This is a genomic window from Hymenobacter lapidarius (assembly GCF_001816145.1).
Lineage (GTDB): Bacteria > Bacteroidota > Bacteroidia > Cytophagales > Hymenobacteraceae > Hymenobacter > Hymenobacter lapidarius.
This window is the reverse complement of record NZ_MDZB01000096.1, coordinates 32,077-47,610: the sequence shown is the minus strand read 5'-3', so window position 1 is coordinate 47,610 and position 15,534 is coordinate 32,077. Positions and strand designations below refer to the sequence as shown.

General features: G+C 59.3%; 14 protein-coding genes. 1 reads left to right on the top strand and 13 read right to left on the bottom strand.

Going from position 1 to position 15,534, the window contains the following annotated elements; genetic code table 11:
- Nucleotides 1-29: 29 nt before the first annotated feature.
- The 5 genes from BEN47_RS07925 to recA all read right to left on the bottom strand — a co-directional run bounded on the left by BEN47_RS07925 (nt 30) and on the right by recA (nt 4,883).
- Nucleotides 30-743 (bottom strand): RluA family pseudouridine synthase, encoded by a 714-nt coding sequence (locus tag BEN47_RS07925; protein ID WP_070726988.1) that lies wholly within the window; start codon nt 741-743, stop codon nt 30-32.
- A gap of 106 nt (nt 744-849) precedes the next feature.
- A complete protein-coding gene (locus tag BEN47_RS07920) occupies nt 850-1,902 on the bottom strand; it encodes a sensor histidine kinase (protein WP_070726985.1) in 1,053 nt (350 codons plus the stop codon).
- Nucleotides 1,903-2,041: 139 nt separating this feature from the next.
- Nucleotides 2,042-2,737 (bottom strand): response regulator transcription factor, encoded by a 696-nt coding sequence (locus BEN47_RS07915; RefSeq protein ID WP_193427135.1) that lies wholly within the window; start codon nt 2,735-2,737, stop codon nt 2,042-2,044.
- 98 nt (nt 2,738-2,835) lie between these two features.
- Nucleotides 2,836-3,627, bottom strand: a complete 792-nt coding sequence (locus BEN47_RS07910) for a DUF3108 domain-containing protein (RefSeq protein ID WP_239691538.1) — start codon at nt 3,625-3,627, stop codon at nt 2,836-2,838.
- A 224-nt stretch (nt 3,628-3,851) separates the two neighbouring features.
- Nucleotides 3,852-4,883, bottom strand: coding sequence for a recombinase RecA (recA, locus tag BEN47_RS07905; RefSeq protein WP_239691540.1), 1,032 nt, complete (start codon nt 4,881-4,883; stop codon nt 3,852-3,854).
- Nucleotides 4,884-5,161: 278 nt separating this feature from the next.
- On the opposite strand from recA, the gene BEN47_RS07900 reads away from it, so the two are divergent.
- The gene (locus tag BEN47_RS07900; protein ID WP_125921573.1) at nt 5,162-6,367 is read left to right on the top strand and encodes a lipid A deacylase; all 1,206 of its coding nucleotides are present in this window, start codon (nt 5,162-5,164) and stop codon (nt 6,365-6,367) included.
- 33 nt (nt 6,368-6,400) lie between these two features.
- Here the strand turns inward: BEN47_RS07900 and BEN47_RS07895 are convergent, their stop codons facing one another.
- The 8 genes from BEN47_RS07895 to BEN47_RS07860 all read right to left on the bottom strand — a co-directional run bounded on the left by BEN47_RS07895 (nt 6,401) and on the right by BEN47_RS07860 (nt 15,337).
- Complete coding sequence (locus BEN47_RS07895) at nt 6,401-6,967, bottom strand: GNAT family N-acetyltransferase (RefSeq protein ID WP_070726975.1); 567 nt, start codon at nt 6,965-6,967, stop codon at nt 6,401-6,403.
- Nucleotides 6,968-7,127: 160 nt separating this feature from the next.
- Complete coding sequence (locus BEN47_RS07890; protein WP_070726974.1) at nt 7,128-7,553, bottom strand: hypothetical protein; 426 nt, start codon at nt 7,551-7,553, stop codon at nt 7,128-7,130.
- Nucleotides 7,554-7,688: 135 nt separating this feature from the next.
- Nucleotides 7,689-8,645: an AAA family ATPase gene (locus BEN47_RS07885; RefSeq protein WP_070726972.1), complete on the bottom strand. Its 957-nt coding sequence runs from the start codon at nt 8,643-8,645 to the stop codon at nt 7,689-7,691.
- A gap of 100 nt (nt 8,646-8,745) precedes the next feature.
- Nucleotides 8,746-10,125 carry a peptidylprolyl isomerase gene (locus tag BEN47_RS07880; RefSeq protein ID WP_239691537.1) on the bottom strand — a complete coding sequence of 460 codons (1,380 nt, stop codon included), beginning with the start codon at nt 10,123-10,125 and terminating at the stop codon, nt 8,746-8,748.
- 238 nt (nt 10,126-10,363) lie between these two features.
- The gene (locus BEN47_RS07875) at nt 10,364-12,742 is read right to left on the bottom strand and encodes a peptidylprolyl isomerase (protein ID WP_070726968.1); all 2,379 of its coding nucleotides are present in this window, start codon (nt 12,740-12,742) and stop codon (nt 10,364-10,366) included.
- A gap of 257 nt (nt 12,743-12,999) precedes the next feature.
- Complete coding sequence (locus BEN47_RS07870) at nt 13,000-13,413, bottom strand: ATP-binding protein (protein ID WP_070726965.1); 414 nt, start codon at nt 13,411-13,413, stop codon at nt 13,000-13,002.
- Nucleotides 13,414-13,516: 103 nt separating this feature from the next.
- Nucleotides 13,517-13,846, bottom strand: coding sequence for an STAS domain-containing protein (locus BEN47_RS07865; RefSeq protein WP_083322244.1), 330 nt, complete (start codon nt 13,844-13,846; stop codon nt 13,517-13,519).
- A 21-nt stretch (nt 13,847-13,867) separates the two neighbouring features.
- Nucleotides 13,868-15,337, bottom strand: coding sequence for a PP2C family protein-serine/threonine phosphatase (locus BEN47_RS07860; RefSeq protein ID WP_125921572.1), 1,470 nt, complete (start codon nt 15,335-15,337; stop codon nt 13,868-13,870).
- Nucleotides 15,338-15,534 lie beyond the last annotated feature (197 nt).

Here is a 15,534-nt window from a genome sequence, read left to right as displayed (position 1 = left end):
TAGCAACTGAAGCAGTGGCATAGATGTCCCTATCGGTTTTGTCGCAGGGCATCGACCAGTACCCGGAAGTCTTTGGGGTAGGGCGCTTCTACGCTGATTTCCTCTCCCTGCAACCCGGTGAACTGCAGCCGCATGGCGTGCAGGGCAAAGCGCTTGATGAACGGCTGCTCCTCTTCGCCGGCTTTCATGTTGAATTTCTTCTTCAGCGAAGACAGGAAAAAGTCCTCTCCGCCATATAACGTGTCGCCCACGATGGGGGCCTGCAGGTACATCAGGTGCAGGCGAATCTGGTGCATGCGGCCCGTGATGGGCTCGCAGAGAATGAGCGAGTGCCGGGTGAAGTTTTCGAGGGTGGTGAAGTGCGTTTCGGCCGCCTTGCCTTTGTAGGCCAGGCGGGCTTTGCCGCGAGTGGTGTTTTCGATGCTGCGGTCCACCACCTGTTTGTCGAAGTGCGGGGTGCCCCACGCCACGGCGTGGTACTGCTTCTTCACCTCGCGGTTCTCAAACTGCATGGCGAGGTGGCGGTAGGCTTCAGGCGTTTTGGCGAAGGCCAGGGCGCCGCTGGTTTCGCGGTCGAGGCGGTGAGCAGCCTGAATATCGTCGTAGTGCTGGCGGGCCAGGCGCAGCATGTTGGGCGCGCCGCCCACCCGCTCGTCGAGCGTGGCCAGAAACGGGGGCTTGTTCACAACGAGGTAGTCGTCGTTCTCGAAAATAACGAGGTCGGAAAAATTGGGGAGCTTCATACGGAAGCCCAAAGGTACGGCGACGTGAAACGACTGCCCCTGATTTCCAGTCGGGAATGGTGAATGGTGGGCGCAAGGCCCCGCCGAGCGGCAGCGGCTACCCGGCCTACTTCGCCTTGGGCTTGCTGAGCTTGAACTCCAGGGTGGTGCCTTCGCCCACGGTGCTCTTGACCCGAATGCTGGATTTGTGCGCCTCCACGATGTGCTTGCTGATGGCCAGGCCCAGGCCCGAACCGCCCGAGTCGCGGGAGCGGCTTTTATCAATGCGGTAGAACCGCTCAAAAATCCGGCCCTGGTGCTCGGGCGCGATGCCGGCCCCGTCGTCGCGCACGGCAATGCGCACGGCACGGCTGCCTTCCACCAACGCCACCACTACACGGCCTTGCTCCCGGCCGTACTTGATAGCGTTATCAACCAAGTTCACCAGTACCTGACGAATGCGGTTGCGGTCGGCCACCACCAGCAAGCTGGTACCTGCCAGGCTGGGCGGAAATAGCTCAAGCACGGTGCCCCGCTGGGCCGCCTGCTGCTCCAGAAGCTCAAAGATTTCGAGCACCAGCACCACCAAATCGAAGCGCTGGCGGCGCATGCGGACCACGCCTTTCTCCAGCTGGGCAATGGTGACCAGGTCCTGCACCAAGGCGTCGAGCGTGTCGAGGCTGGCGGCGGCTTTGCCCAGAAATTTGCGGCGGGTAGCCGGGTCGATGCCGCCCTCCTCGTCGTCCAAAATGGTGTGCACAAAGCCCTGGGCGGCGAAAAGCGGCGTCTTCAGTTCGTGCGATACATCGGCCAGGAACTCGCGGCGTAACGCCTGGAGGCGCACCAGCTCGTCGATTTCCTGCTGGCGGCGCTCGGCCATGAGCAGAATCTCGTCGCGCACCCGCTTCACCGGCTCGGGTCGAAACAGGAATTTGCTGCTGAGCCGCTTGAACTCCTTGCGCTTGATGTGTTCTAGGCCGGCGTAGATACCGTTTATTTCCCTAAAAATCAGGGCCTCAAACGACAGGTACACCAACAGAAAGCAGGCCGCCACCGTGACACCCGCCGCCAAGAAAGCCTCGCGAAAGGGCAAGCCGGGGCCGATGTGCGCGTAAGCGGTGAGCACGCCCGCCACCAACAGCGCAATGAGCACGGCAATGGTGCGAGAGGAGAGATTCATTGATGCGGCGAGTAGTTAGTAAGGAAAGAACGTCATGCAGAGCGCAGCGAAGCATCTTGCGTGCAATAGTAAATGATTACCAGTTGCGGGCAAGATGCTTCGCTGCGCTCTGCATGACGTTCCTCTTGGTTGGTGGGTATCAGTCCGCGTTGAACTTGTAGCCCACGCCCTTGATGGTCTGGATGTGGTGGTCGCCCACTTTCTCGCGCACTTTGCGCACGTGCACGTCCACGGTGCGGGCCAGCACAAACACGTCGTTGCCCCAGATGTTCTGGAGCAGCTCGTCGCGGTTGAACACCTTGTGGGGCGAGGCTGCAAGGAAGGCCAATAGCTCAAATTCCTTCTTGGGCAAGGTGATTTTTTTGCCGTCCTGGTACACGGCAAAGCCGGTGCGGTCAATGCGCAGGCCGTTGATGTCGATGGCGTCCACGGCGGCGTGGGGGTCTTGGTCGCGGCGCTTCACGGCCGCCAGACGGCCCAGCAAAGCCCGCGGCTTGATGGGCTTGGCAATGAAGTCGTCGGCCCCGGCCTCAAAGGCTGCTACTTCCGAAAATTCTTCGGCACGGGCCGTGAGAAACAAGATGTACGTGTCCTTGAACTTGGGCTGCTCGCGCAGGCGGCGGCAGGCGGCGATGCCGTCGAGGTTGGGCATCATCACGTCGAGCAAGATGATGTCGGGGTTAAACTCGGCGGCTACGTCCAGGGCCTTGCGGCCGTCGCTGGCCGAGGCGGTCTGGTAGCCTTCTTTCTTCAGGTTAAACTCCAGCAGCTCCACGATGTCCGGGTCGTCGTCGACCACAAGAATCTTGTACACGGGCGATTGGGGAGCAGTCACGGCGGAGGGGCTTAAGTGAAGCGAAGGATTTCCGCTGCAAAAGTACCGCTTTGCCCGACGGGCCCATGTTACGATTGTGTGACCACGGTCCGCCCGGGCTAATTTGCCCTGCTCACTATGTTCAGCCGCGACTTCAGGCCCTGGTATTTCACCATGTCCACCTTCACCGTGCCCACAAACATCTCGGCCTGGAACAGCACCGGAATCTTGTTGCGGTCGTCGGAGAGGTACACCGAAATGGCGTTTTCGCCCCGGAACAGCTTGTTGCTTGGCATCTTAGGCACCAGCTTGAAGGCCCGCACATCGCCGGCCTTGGTTTCCACAATTTCCCGGCCCTTGTAGGTTACTTCCAGCATAAAGTTGTCGCCGTCGAGGTAGCCCGGTACTTTGATGACCTCGCCCACCCGCATGCGGTCGAAGTTGAAGGTGCGCAGGTAATAGAACCCACTCACCAGCTCCAGGGTGTTGTTGGCAATCTTCACGGTTTTGCGCCGGGGTTTGTCTTTGCTGTTGTCCTGCACATCGGCCACGTCGTTGATGTGGTCGTAGTTCACGGTTTCTCGCTTGCGGTAATTTTTCTCGGCAATGTCCCGATGGGAGCGCAGGGGCAGGATGCTGGTCGTGTCGATGTAGGCCCGCCACTGGTCGCGGATGCGCAGGAAAAAGTCGAACGAGCCGGTGGTGCGCCCGCTCACGGTGGCCTTGTAGCAGGGCCGGTCGTTTACACGCTCCAGGCTGCCGGCGGTTTCCACGGTGGCCTCGCCACCGTTGATGAGCCCGTAGTGAACGGTGTACTGAATGACTTCGCCGCGCCCAAAGCTGGACTGCGGAATGCTCCGCACGGGGTCGCCGGAGCCGATGGCGCGCTGGGTGGCAGCGGACAACAACACGACAAAAGGAGCAAACAAAAGCCAGCGGCGATTCATAACCAGTAATAAATGACAAGCTAACGCGACGCTAGACAAACAGAGTGCCAGCGTCGGCTTTGGTAAAGATACAGACGCAAAAAAGCCCGCTGCGGATTGCGGCGGGCTTATCTTTGAAAAGTTAAGAGTTATAAGTTGAGAGTGAAAAAAAATGGCTTTCACTCTCAACTTATAACTCTTAACTGAAATTACAGCGTGTCTTCGCCGTCTTCCACGATGGTCAGGTCCACGGGAATTACGTCCACGTCGCCCTTGGCCATGTCGCGGATTTTCTTCTCGATTTCGGCCGCCAGCTCGGGGTTGTCGAGCAGCAGCGTCTTCACGGCTTCGCGGCCCTGGCCGATTTTGGTTTCGCCGTAGTTGAACCACGAGCCCGACTTGCCGATGATGCCCATGTCGACGCCCAGGTCGACAATCTCACCGACTTTGGAAATGCCCTGGCCGTAGATGATGTCAAACTCGACCACTTTGAAAGGAGGCGCCACTTTGTTTTTCACCACCTTCACCTTGGTACGGTTGCCGGTCACATTGTCCTTATCTTCCTTGATTTGGCCGATACGACGGATGTCGAGGCGCACCGAAGCGTAGAATTTCAGGGCGTTACCACCGGTGGTAGTTTCGGGCGAGCCGAACATCACGCCGATTTTCTCCCGGAGCTGGTTGATGAACACGCAGCAGCAGCCCGTTTTGTTGATGGTGCCGGTGAGCTTGCGCAGGGCCTGGCTCATGAGGCGGGCGTGCAGGCCCACTTTCGAGTCGCCCATGTCACCTTCCAGTTCGCCTTTGGGAACCAGCGCCGCCACGGAGTCGATGACGATGATGTCAATCGCACCCGAGGAAATCAGCTGGTCGGCGATTTCGAGAGCTTGCTCGCCGTTGTCGGGCTGGGCGATGAGCAGGTTGGTGGTGTCGATGCCGAGCTTCTCGGCGTAGGATTTGTCGAAGGCGTGCTCGGCGTCGATGAACGCGGCCATGCCGCCTTTCTTCTGCGCTTCGGCAATCATGTGCATGGTCAGGGTGGTCTTGCCCGACGATTCCGGGCCGTAGATTTCCACCACGCGGCCACGGGGCACCCCGCCAATGCCCAGGGCAATGTCGAGCGAGAGCGAACCAGTGCTGATGCTCGGAATGTCGCCAACTTTGTTGTCGCTGAGCTTCATCACGGTGCCTTTACCATAGGCCTTGTCCAGCTTGTCCAGCGTGAGCTGCAGGGCCTTCATTTTTTCGGCGGCGGTGTTGACTTCAGCCTTTTCGACTCTTTCGGCTTTTGGGGCCGCTTTAGTAGCTAGTGCCATGGGGGGTAATTATGAAAAAGGGATTAGGTTTGGTAAAGTTAAGGGTTTTGGGCCAGCACAATCAGATAAATCTATTCTTGGATTAAGACGCTGAATAGCCTCTCTTGAGACGGCTTTTTCTAACACAGTGCCCGGCGGTTTCGTGCCGTTGAATGCGGAAATATATGAGGAATTATCTAAGAATTTTAGTTGCCCTTGTGGCTGTGCTAATTACAGTAGGAGAAGCACGGGCCCAGGTGGATAATCGGGCGTTTACGAGCCCCACGCCGGGGCGCCCGACACCCCGCACCGCATCAGATTACCCGTTGATTGAAGAAGGAGCAATTGACTCGACGGCAACCACTATTCGGGCCGAAGAACCGGCGAAAGCGGGTGATGTGCGCGTCTCGCTCCATGCCTTTGTGTTCTTCAAAGACAACGAGTACTTCAACAAGATTATCGAAGGCTACACGCTCTACGGCACGCAACTGAACCCGCAGCTCGTTTATTATCCAACCAAAGACCTGCGCCTGGAAGGTGGCGTGTTTCTGTGGAAAGATTTCGGCAACCCGGTCCTGCAGCAGGTACGGCCCACGTTCCGGGCCACCTGGACCAGGGGCAAGCAGCAGATAATTCTGGGCAACATCCGGCCGCATCTGCACCATAACTACATTGAGCCGATGTTCAATTTTGAGCGGGTGATGCTAAACCCGCTGGAGGAGGGCATTCAGGTGCGCTACAACGGCACCCGGCTGTTTGTGGACCAGTGGGTGGACTGGCAGCGCCAGCAGTACCGCTACAGCAACTACCAGGAAGAGGTGGCGGGCGGCGTGAGCAGCAGCTACCGCATCAGCCCCGACGGTAGCCCGTGGCACGTAGCAGTGCCGTTTCAGTTCACGGCCACCCACCGCGGCGGGCAGATTGATACCCTGGACCGGCCCCTGCGCACGTCGTTCAACGAAGCCTTTGGGCTGGAGGCACGGCGCCGGCTGAACGGTAAGGACGTACGGGCCATGCGCTTCAACGGCTACGTGCTGGGTTTTCAGAACTACTCTTTCACCACCGGTCAATTTCCGTTTAAGTACGGCCGGGCGCTGTACCTCAACGCCACCGTCGAAAGCCGCTTTGCCGACGTGATGGTGAGCTACTGGCAGGGCTCACGCTATATCGCGCCCCTCGGCGGCGATTTCTTCCAAAGTGCCTCGCGCACGGTGTCGAACCCGGATTTTCTGGACCGCAACCGCCAGCTGGTGATGGTGCGTCTGATGCGTGACATCCGCATATCCGACGCTGCCTCGCTCACGGCGCGGGTAGAACCCGTGTTCGACCTGAACGCCCGCATACTGGACTACTCCCTGGCGATGTACCTGAATTTCCGGCAGGAGTGGCTGCTGGGCAACATCGGCAAGCGGGTACGAGTGGGCCAGTAGGCGCGGGAACTGTTGGCTACGTGGGAGGCAATGCTACAAGCCCGGCGCTTCGTGCTCGGCGCGCGTGAGTACGAAGCGCCGGATGTTTGCCACACTGTCGGCGTTGCGAAACCAGATGCTCCGCTTCGGCGGCGCTTCGGACTGGAAGCCGGCCGAGCGGGCCACGGCCTGGCCCCGCTCGTTGTCGGTGTAGCAGCGAATGAGCAGGCGCTGGCTGCCCACGGCCCCAAACCCAAACCCCACCACGGCGGCCAGGGCCTCTCGGGCAAAGCCCTGGCCTTCGGCCGCGGCCGCCAGGTAGTACCCAATCTCGGCCTGCCCCTTGGTCTGGGGCATCAGGCAGATATCGCCGAGATAGGTGGCGGAAAGGCGGTGCCATATGCCAAAAACGTAGAAGCGGCCCGATTGCCAGTCGTCGGTAAACGCCTGCAGGGCGTGGGTGGCATCACGCAAGGCGCTCACGGCCAGCAGCCGGTCGGGAAAGGAGGTACGGAACCGCGCCCGGTCGCCGTCAATCAACTCAAAAAACGCGGGCGCGTCAGCCAGCTCGTACGGGCGCAGGCACAGGCGGGACGTGAGCAGTGGAGTACGCGGCAGCATGGGGCAGGCAAATGAACAAAAACCGGGTGCGGAGCTTACAGGGCAAGCGGCAATGCTAGCAAAACAGGGACTTGTTTGCACTGGCAAAGATGCTGTGAACAGAAAGGCCGCTTCTGTTGGACAGAGCGGCCTTGCGAAACACTGAAATGCCGAAAGTAGGCTATTTGTTAACGCCTTCGTACTGGCTGGGGCTGCCCAGCGCCTGCTGGGTACGCATGACGTTGACCTGTCGGGCGGCTTCGTTGAAAAACTCCAGCCGACGGATGAGCATTTCTTTCACCAGCACGCGGCCTTCAGGCGTGCGCATGGTGCCGCGCTTGTCGGCCAACACCCGCTCCAGGGCCGCCAAGGTCTGGCCCTCGTGCTGCATAAACTGCTGCTGGAACTCGGCCAGGCGCGCCACCCCGGTGGTGGTGAGCACGAAGTTCTGGCCGGCGCCCTGGTTCAGCACCTCACACAGCACGTAGGTTTCGATGGGCAAGCTGGTTTCGAGCGACGTGGTGCGAAGCTCCAGGCCGGCGGCGAGGGCGTCGAGGATGATGCGCACGTTGCGCTCAAATTGCTGGTAGTAGGCCTGGGATTCCATTTTTAATCGGGGCAATGAGGCTACAAAGAACGTCATGCTGAGCTTGCGAAGCATCTTTACTGCGCTAGTAATTTGATTTAGTACGGCGGTAGAGATGCTTCGGCAAGCTCAGCATGACGTTCTATTAACTCGTTTTTACAATAACTCTTTCACAATCTGTTCCACCCCAATGCCTTCAGCCTCGGCCTTGAAGTTGCGCACCAGGCGGTGGCGCAGAATGGGTACGGCTACGGCGCGCACGTCTTCAATGTCGGGCGAGTACTTGCCATTGAGCAGGGCGTTGCACTTGGCGCCCACAATGAGGTGCTGCGAGGCGCGCGGGCCGGCGCCCCACTCCAGCAGCTGGGTGGCGCGGGGGGCGGCGCGCTCGGTGCCGGGGCGGGTTTTGTGCACCAGGCTCACGGCGTATTCCACCACGTTGTCGGCCACGGGCACGCGGCGCACCAGTTCCTGAAATGCCTGAATGTCGGCGGCATGCAGCACCTTGTTCACGGTCTGCTTGCGGTCGGAGGTGGTGTTTTTCACAATGGCCAGCTCCTCGGCGTAGCTGGGGTAGCCCAGCTCAATGTTGAACATGAACCGGTCGAGTTGCGCTTCGGGCAGGGGGTAGGTACCTTCCTGCTCGATGGGGTTTTGGGTGGCCAGCACGAAGAAGGGCCGCGCCAGCGCGTAGCGCTGCCCGGCCACCGTCACAGCGTATTCCTGCATGCTTTCCAGCAGCGCGGCCTGGGTTTTAGGAGGCGTGCGGTTGATTTCGTCCGCCAGAATAATGTTAGCGAAAACGGGCCCTTTCACGAAGTGAAAATCCCGCTGCTGGTTCATGGTTTCCGAACCCACGATGTCGGAAGGCATCAAATCGGGGGTGAACTGGATGCGGTTGAACGACAAATCCAGGGAATCGGCGATGGTCTGAATCAGCAGGGTTTTGGCCAGGCCCGGCACGCCTACGAGCAGGCTGTGGCCCTGCGAAAACACAGCGGTGAGCACTAGCCGCACCACTTCGTCTTGCCCCACGATGACCTTGCCAATTTCCTGACGCAGCTTCTGGAAGGACGCGGCCAGGGCGTCGGCGGCTTCTTTGTCGTTCATCATGCTCAGTTGGTTCTCAGTTGTTGGTTGTCAGTTATTGGCACATTCAACTCGAAGTTCAGCCGTGAGCACGTCCCGACAACCAACAACGAGCAACTGACAACTAGCGCTCGGCCACGTCCAGCACCTTGCACTGGGCGTATTCGGGCGCGATTTCGAGGTACACCGAGCCGCGGTTTTTCAGGAACCACTCATCCAGGGCCTTGTTCTTTTTTTCGTTGAGGGCCGCGGCGGCAATTTTCTGGTAGTCCTGCTGCAGGTTGGCCTGGTGGGGCGCGGTGCTCGACTTCAGCCACAGGATGCGCATGCCGTCTTTGCCGTCGTCGGTGCGGTAGGGCATGGGGGGCGTGATGTTGCCCACTTTCATGGTGTCGATGGTGAAGAAGATGGCGGGGTCCAGCTTGTCGAGGGGCAGGCGGGTGCCGCCGTCCTCGCGGTTCTGGAGCAGGCCGCCGTTGCCGCCGGTGATTTTATCCGAGGAATTGTCCTTTGCTGCTTTGGCAAAGCTGATGCTGTCCGACTGAATCTGACGGCGCAGCTTGGTGAGCGTCTTGGCTGCTTCACTGGCGTCGGAAGTGCCGGTTTCCGGCTTGAGCAGGATGTGGCGGGTGGAGTAGGTGTTGCCTTTGCGCTCAATAAACTGAATGAGGTGGAAGCCGAACTGCGACTGCACCACCGGCGACAGCTGCCCCGGCTCCAGCTTCATCGACGCCGCCTCGTACTCGGGCACCAGCTCGCCGCGCTTGAACGCGCCCAGGTAGCCGCCCTCTTTGGCCGAACCAGGGTCCTGCGAAAACTCCTTGGCAAAGGTGGCAAAGTCGCCCCCGGCCTGCACCTGGCCCCGAATGTCGTTGAGCTTGGCAATGGCCGCCTGCTTGGCCTGCTCATTAATTTGGGCTGGAATAATAATCTGACCCACTTCCACTTCGGTGCTGAAGTACGGCAGGCTGTCTTGCGGGATTTTGGCAAAATACTGCGCCACCTCGCGCGGCGTCACGGCTACTTTGCCCGTAATGGTGCGCTGCATTTCCTGCTGTGTGAGCTGGTCTTTGATTTGGGGGCGCAAGTCATCCTTCAGCGTTTTAATGGGCTTGTTGTACTGCTCTTCCATGCGCTTCTCGGAACCAATCTGCTGGATGAAGTACGCCATGCGGCGGTCTACTTCGCCGTTTACCTGCTGGTCGGTGACGGTCACGGAGTCCACTTCGGCCCGGGCCAGCATCAGCTTGTTCAGCACTAGGCTTTGCAGAATTTTGCATTTCAGGTCGGGCGGCAGGGCCTTGCCTTCGGCGCGGGCCACTTCCTGCAGGTAGATGTTTTCCACGTCGGACTGCAGCACAATCTGGTTGTCCACTTTCACCACAATGCCATCGAGCAGCTGCTGGCCCTTGGACCGGGTGATGCCCAATTGGGCCTGGGAAGAGGGAGCAAAGCCCACGAGCAGCAGCAACGTAAGCAGGGCCGACGCCGCAGCGCGATTCACTTTAACAAGCATAAGGTAGTAGTGTAGCGCCCCAAGGCCAAATGCCGGGGCTTAAGCGCTGCTCGCCTAACACACGAGCAGGCGCACAAATTTCACGATAAATCCGTTGGCAGACAAAAGCAAGGAGCGCGCCCCGGTTTCAATGGTTGCAACGGGCACCCGCGGCGCGGCGCACAGCGAGGCTGCGCGTCAACCAAACGAAGCAGGGAAGCAAAGCCGTACTCCGCGCTACGATAAATTATTTGGTGATGAGCTTGTTCACTTCGGCCTCGTTTATTTTAACCGGGCGGGCGGCGCGCATCTCCTCAATCCATACTTTCTCCAAATAGGTCTGGTAGTCTGAAGTGGCTTGGCCGCGGGCTTCGGCGAGGGCCTTGGGGCCGGCCGGTAGAATTTTGTCGATGATTACGGCCATGTAACGGCCATCTTTCTGCAGGTTGTAGGTGCCAGGGCCTTTGCTCATCACCTCGTCCACGGCCTTATTGTCGCCCTTTTGAAACATCTTCTGGCTGATTTGTACCGACAGCGGGTTTTTGGTATTAAAATGCTGCTCTATTGCCACCGGGTCGTGAGTATAGGCGCGCACGCTGATGGCATCGGCGGCGGCCGGCCGGGACTTTTTGCCGCCCATAATAGTGCTCAAAGCAATGCGACTGTTCGGCACTCCTTTCTTCAGCAGGTACTCCTGAAAACGGCTGGTTCGCTGCCCACCCAAAGCCGTTTGCGTCTTGGTGGCTGCCTGCGCGTTAGCAAAAAGCATCAGCGTGGTGTCGGTCATCATCTGGTTGGCCAGTTGTTCAAGGGCTTTCGTGCCGGCAGGAGTCAGCGTGGCGGTGCGAGGCCGGAAGCTCACCATTGATGGAACTCCTTTGGTGGTGAACAACGGTATTTGGGTTGTGGTGGTCTGGACAGCTGCCATGCTGCGGGTTGTTGTAGTGTGTTTAACTAAATAAGCTCGCGCCTGGTCGCGCAGCGCCGGCGTGGCGGCGCTCACCACGGTGCCCTGCACGCGCTGGTCCCACTGGTACTTGGCCTGGTTCTCGGCGAAGTACTTTTTCAGCCCCACCGTGTCCTCAATGGCCTTGCTCCACACCTTCTCGTCCATGAGTTGGAAAAGTAGAATGCCGTCGCGGTACTCCTTCACGAGCATGCGGTAGTCCTCGTACTTGGTTTCGAGGCTGTTCTTCTCGAACTCCGTCAGCGACTCTTCCACGTACTGGTCGTAGAGCTGCTGCATGGCAAAGGCCGGCTGGGCACCCGTGCGGGGCCGCTGGTTCTGCTGCGCATACGCCAGGAAGTCCTTTACCAGATAGGGCTTGCCCTTAATGGTGAACAGCGGCGAACTGTCGGAAGGCGTCTTGCCGGCCTTGACATCTGCCGGGGCCGCGTACCTAAACCGGCCGGCTACCAGCGCGGTATCGGCTTTGCTGAAGGCGTAGGTCTTAGCAGCGGCTACTTCGGTAAACTGGTTTTCCCGGCGGATGCGCTTCAGGAAAGCGGCCTTGTTCAACTCCGAGCGCGAATCTTTGGCCACTTTGCTTTTCAGGGTGGCTTCCACGTCGGCGAATTTAGCCACCGGCTGCCGCTCAATCAGCTTGATGACGTGCCAGCCGTAGGGCGTTTGCACGGGCGCGGAGATGTCGCCGGGCTTTTGCAGCTTGAAGGCCACTTCCTCAAACGAGGGAATCATGCGGCCGGTGCCAAAGGGCGGTAGTTCGCCCCCGTTGGCGGCCGAGCCGGCATCTTCCGAAAACTGGGCCACGAGCTTGTCCCAGCTCTCGCCTTTCTTGAGGCGGCTGGCTAGCTCGTCAACTTTTTTCTTGGCCGTCAGCGAGTCGGACTTGGGCGCGTTGGCGTTCATCCGAATCATGAGGTGGGCCACCTTGATTTCGCCCTGCGCGGCTCGCTTGTCGTTTACTTTAATAATGTGGTAGCCGAAACGCGTGCGGATGGGCGCCGACACCTCCCCAACGGGCGTTTTGTAGGCCGCCGACTCAAACGGGTACACCATCTGCATGGCGGTAAAGTAGCCGAGCTTGCCAGCGTTTTCGCGGGCCGAAGGGTCTTCGCTCTGGGTGCGTGCCATCTGGTCAAAATCGGCCCCGCCGGCTACTTCCCGGCGGATGTTCTCAAGCTTCTGGTAGGCGGACAGGGTGTCCTGCGGGGTGGCGTCGGGCGCTACGCGAATGAGGATGTGCGAGGCGCTAACCTCCTGGCTCATGCGGTCGTAGGCTTCGCGCACCAGTTGGTCGGTCACGCTTTTCTCGGTGAGGTAGGGCTGGGCCAGCTGCTGGCGGTAGCCGTCGAGCTCGCGCTTGAACGCCTGCGTGGTGTCGAGGCCGCGCTGCTCGGCTTCCAGCACCTTGAGGCGGAAGTTGGTGTACAGCTCCAGGTATTCGGCCACGCTTTGCCGGGTGCCATAGTCGGGTGCCGAGCTGTTGTTCTTGCGATAGACGTAGGCAAATTCATTGGCCGGAACGGCGTAGTTGCCCAGCGTTTCAACGGCTGGCCCCGAGGCAGTGGCTGCCGCAGCGCCCGAAGTAGCCGGTTTGGAGGCCTGGCAGCCGGCCAGCAGTGCTATGGCGGCGGAACCGGTGTACAGAATGCGTTTGTGCATGGTAAAACGAAGGAAGCAAAAGCGCTGTAGAGGAAGCAGCAAACAGCGCGAACATGATTATACTGGTGCGAAATTAACTAATTTCCGGGGGGAAATAGCTTAGGCAGACACGAAGCCAGCGGGCACGAAAAAGAACGCCTCGCCGGGCCTGCCCCGGCCTCATCGCCACGGCAGTAGGAGCTACTGTGGTGGCTAAAGAACCAAGGCAAGCCCCGCACGGCGTTCTTCTTGCTGAGCCATCATTTCAGGGATTCAACCTAGAAAATGTGCTTGCTCAGGTGGCACACGGTGTGGTTGCCACGGGTAAAAAATTCGACCCGGTCCATGAGCCGATTCACCAGCGTCATGCCCATGCCGCCTTTGCGGCCCTGGCGGATGTACTCGCTCAGGTCGGGGCTTTGGTGCTGGCCGGGCAGGTACACAGTGCTGCTGTTGTCGGCAATTTCCACGTTGATGTCGTGGTCGTTCATATCCAGCTTGAGGTCCAGGAATTGGGTTTCGTCCTCGGCGTTGGCGTGGATGATGAAGTTGGCCACTACCTCGTCCACGGCCAGAACCACTTGGTTCACGGTGACTTCGGGGAGCTGGCGGCTGCTGAGGTGGTTCCGCACGAAGTCACGCACCTGCTGGAGGCTGCGGCGTGAGCAAGCAATGCGGAGAGCAGACTTCATTGGGGAGTTAGGAGTTAGGAGTTAAGAGTTGGGAATTGAAGATTTGAAATGACCAGGAGGACGGATTCAACTCTTAACTTTTAACTCCCAACTCTTAACTTTTTTACGCTGCTTCGGCTTCGGCGGCGGTGGACACGATGGTCATCAGGGCGTCGAGGCCCAGAATCTCAAACACGTTAAAGACCTTTTCCTGCATGTTGAAGAACACCAGTTTCACGTTGGCATCCTGAAAACGCTGCAGGTGCGAGATAAACACCCCCAGGCCCGCCGACGAAATGTAGCTGAGCTTGGCGCAATCGACCAGCACCTTGCGGTAGTTGAGAATATCGGGTTTTGCGAGCTCAGTATCAAGAACAATGGCGGAGCTAGCGTCCAGCTCGCCGTCCAGCAGGAGGGTGAGCGTATCGGCGGTGGGTTGAGCAGTGACTTTCATAATGAGGGCGATACGTCAGGCTCACTGCGGGGGTTGAGCAGACTTGAATTTTATGACCAACAGGGTCTGGTCGTCGTGAATGGGAAAGCCGTTGGTAAAGCCATTGAGGTCGGCGAGGATGGACGATTTAATAGCTTCAGCTTCCTGGAAATAACTTTCCTCCAGGCGGAGCTTGAGCCGGTCTTCGCCGTACTCGTCGGTGCCGTTGCCGCCCCGGGCCTCCACAATGCCGTCGGTGTATATCACCATCACATCGCCGGGGCTGTAGTCGTAAAACTGGTTTTTGATGTGCTTCTCGTAGCTCTCGTTCCGAATGATGCCCAAGCCGAGGCCCGTGGATTCGAAATAGAACACTTCCTCCCGCAGGGCATGGTAATAGAGCGTGTGGCAGTGCCCGGCGCGGGCAAACACGAAGCCGCCCTGCTCGTAGTCGATGATGTAGAGCGAAGAGGTGATGAAGGAAGACTTCTCGAGGCAGTGCGTGAGGGCAGCATTGGCCTGGGCCATAAAACGGCTGGGCACCGGGAACTTGTCGCGCTCGTTTTTGGCCAGCGGGTTTTCCTGCATCAGCGAATGGAAAATCCCCTTCATCTGGGCCATGTGGAAGGCCGCCGTCACGCCTTTGCCGCTCACGTCGCCGATGATGACGGCCAGCCGCCGGCCGGGTAGGTGCAGGAAGTCGTAGAAGTCGCCGCCCACTTCCTTAGCCGCCAGCGAGTGCGAGCTGATTTCAAACCAGTTGTCGGTGGGCAGGTTCTTGGGAATGAGGCTGTCCTGTACCTGAGAAGCAATTTTCAGCTCCTCCTGCGTGCGCTGGTTCTCGAGCGACGTGCGTACCAGCTCCAGGTTCTCAATGCTGAGCACCGCCTGGCTGGTGAAGGTTTGCAGGATGCTCAGGTCATCACTGTCGAACGTGTTGGGCTCTGCTTTGAGCAGATACAGGGTGCCGTAGTCGAACTGCAGGCCCTGCAGCGGCAGCTGCATCAGGGAACGGAAGGCCTGTGGCGCGCCTTCAAAGCCGAGGCGGCTGTTCAGGTCGTTGGTTATGTACTCGCCATCCGGCAGGGTGTGGCTGCTGAGCCGGCTCTGCAGCTCGGCTGCCTGCGCCGGCGAAATGTTGTAGTACTGAACGGCTTTGCCAGCCTCCACTTTTGTGTGGTCGGGCAGGAGAACCAGCCAGGCGGCGTCGGCCTGCACGGTCTGAACCGCCGACTCGAGCAGCATGCTGTACACTTCGCCGGAAGTCTGGCCATGCTGCACGATTTGCACCAGGCGCTGCAGGCTCTGAATTTCCAGTTGGCGCGGCGCGGCGGCTTTTGCCATTGCCGCCACGGGGGCCGCCAGCGCGGGCGGGCGGACGAAAAGCCGCCACAGCACCACCAGCACGCCCACCGTGGTCAGCAGCAGCAGCCAGCTTGAGAATGGTGTAGCCGCCACCCCAACGCTCAGAATGTCGGTTAGCACCAAGCCAGCACCGAGCAGGGTAAACAAAAAACCAATATACAACAGCGGATGATGCACAGGCGAAGCTACGAATAACACAAAAATACCAGCCCGTTGCGCCTTGGCAGACGCCCAATCGGCATGCAAGATACCATCGGCTACCCAAATTCAACCGCACAATTTTGGCCCGTGGTGCGGGGGCAGCGCCCGCACAAGCCGCCACTGCCCCCTGAATCACAAGCCCT

Bases quoted from the DNA above. Each gene is read 5' to 3' on its own strand.
- BEN47_RS07920 (WP_070726985.1), bottom strand. From the start codon at position 1,902: ATGAATCTCTCCTCTCGCACCATTGCCGTGCTCATTGCGCTGTTGGTG.
- BEN47_RS07890 (WP_070726974.1), bottom strand. From the start codon at position 7,553: ATGGAATCCCAGGCCTACTACCAGCAATTTGAGCGCAACGTGCGCATC.
- BEN47_RS07925 (WP_070726988.1), bottom strand. From the start codon at position 743: ATGAAGCTCCCCAATTTTTCCGACCTCGTTATTTTCGAGAACGACGAC.
- BEN47_RS07895 (WP_070726975.1), bottom strand. From the start codon at position 6,967: ATGCTGCCGCGTACTCCACTGCTCACGTCCCGCCTGTGCCTGCGCCCG.
- BEN47_RS07870 (WP_070726965.1), bottom strand. From the start codon at position 13,413: ATGAAGTCTGCTCTCCGCATTGCTTGCTCACGCCGCAGCCTCCAGCAG.
- BEN47_RS07885 (WP_070726972.1), bottom strand. From the start codon at position 8,645: ATGATGAACGACAAAGAAGCCGCCGACGCCCTGGCCGCGTCCTTCCAG.
- recA (WP_239691540.1), bottom strand. From the start codon at position 4,883: ATGAAGGCCCTGCAGCTCACGCTGGACAAGCTGGACAAGGCCTATGGT.
- BEN47_RS07875 (WP_070726968.1), bottom strand. From the start codon at position 12,742: ATGCACAAACGCATTCTGTACACCGGTTCCGCCGCCATAGCACTGCTG.
- BEN47_RS07865 (WP_083322244.1), bottom strand. From the start codon at position 13,846: ATGAAAGTCACTGCTCAACCCACCGCCGATACGCTCACCCTCCTGCTG.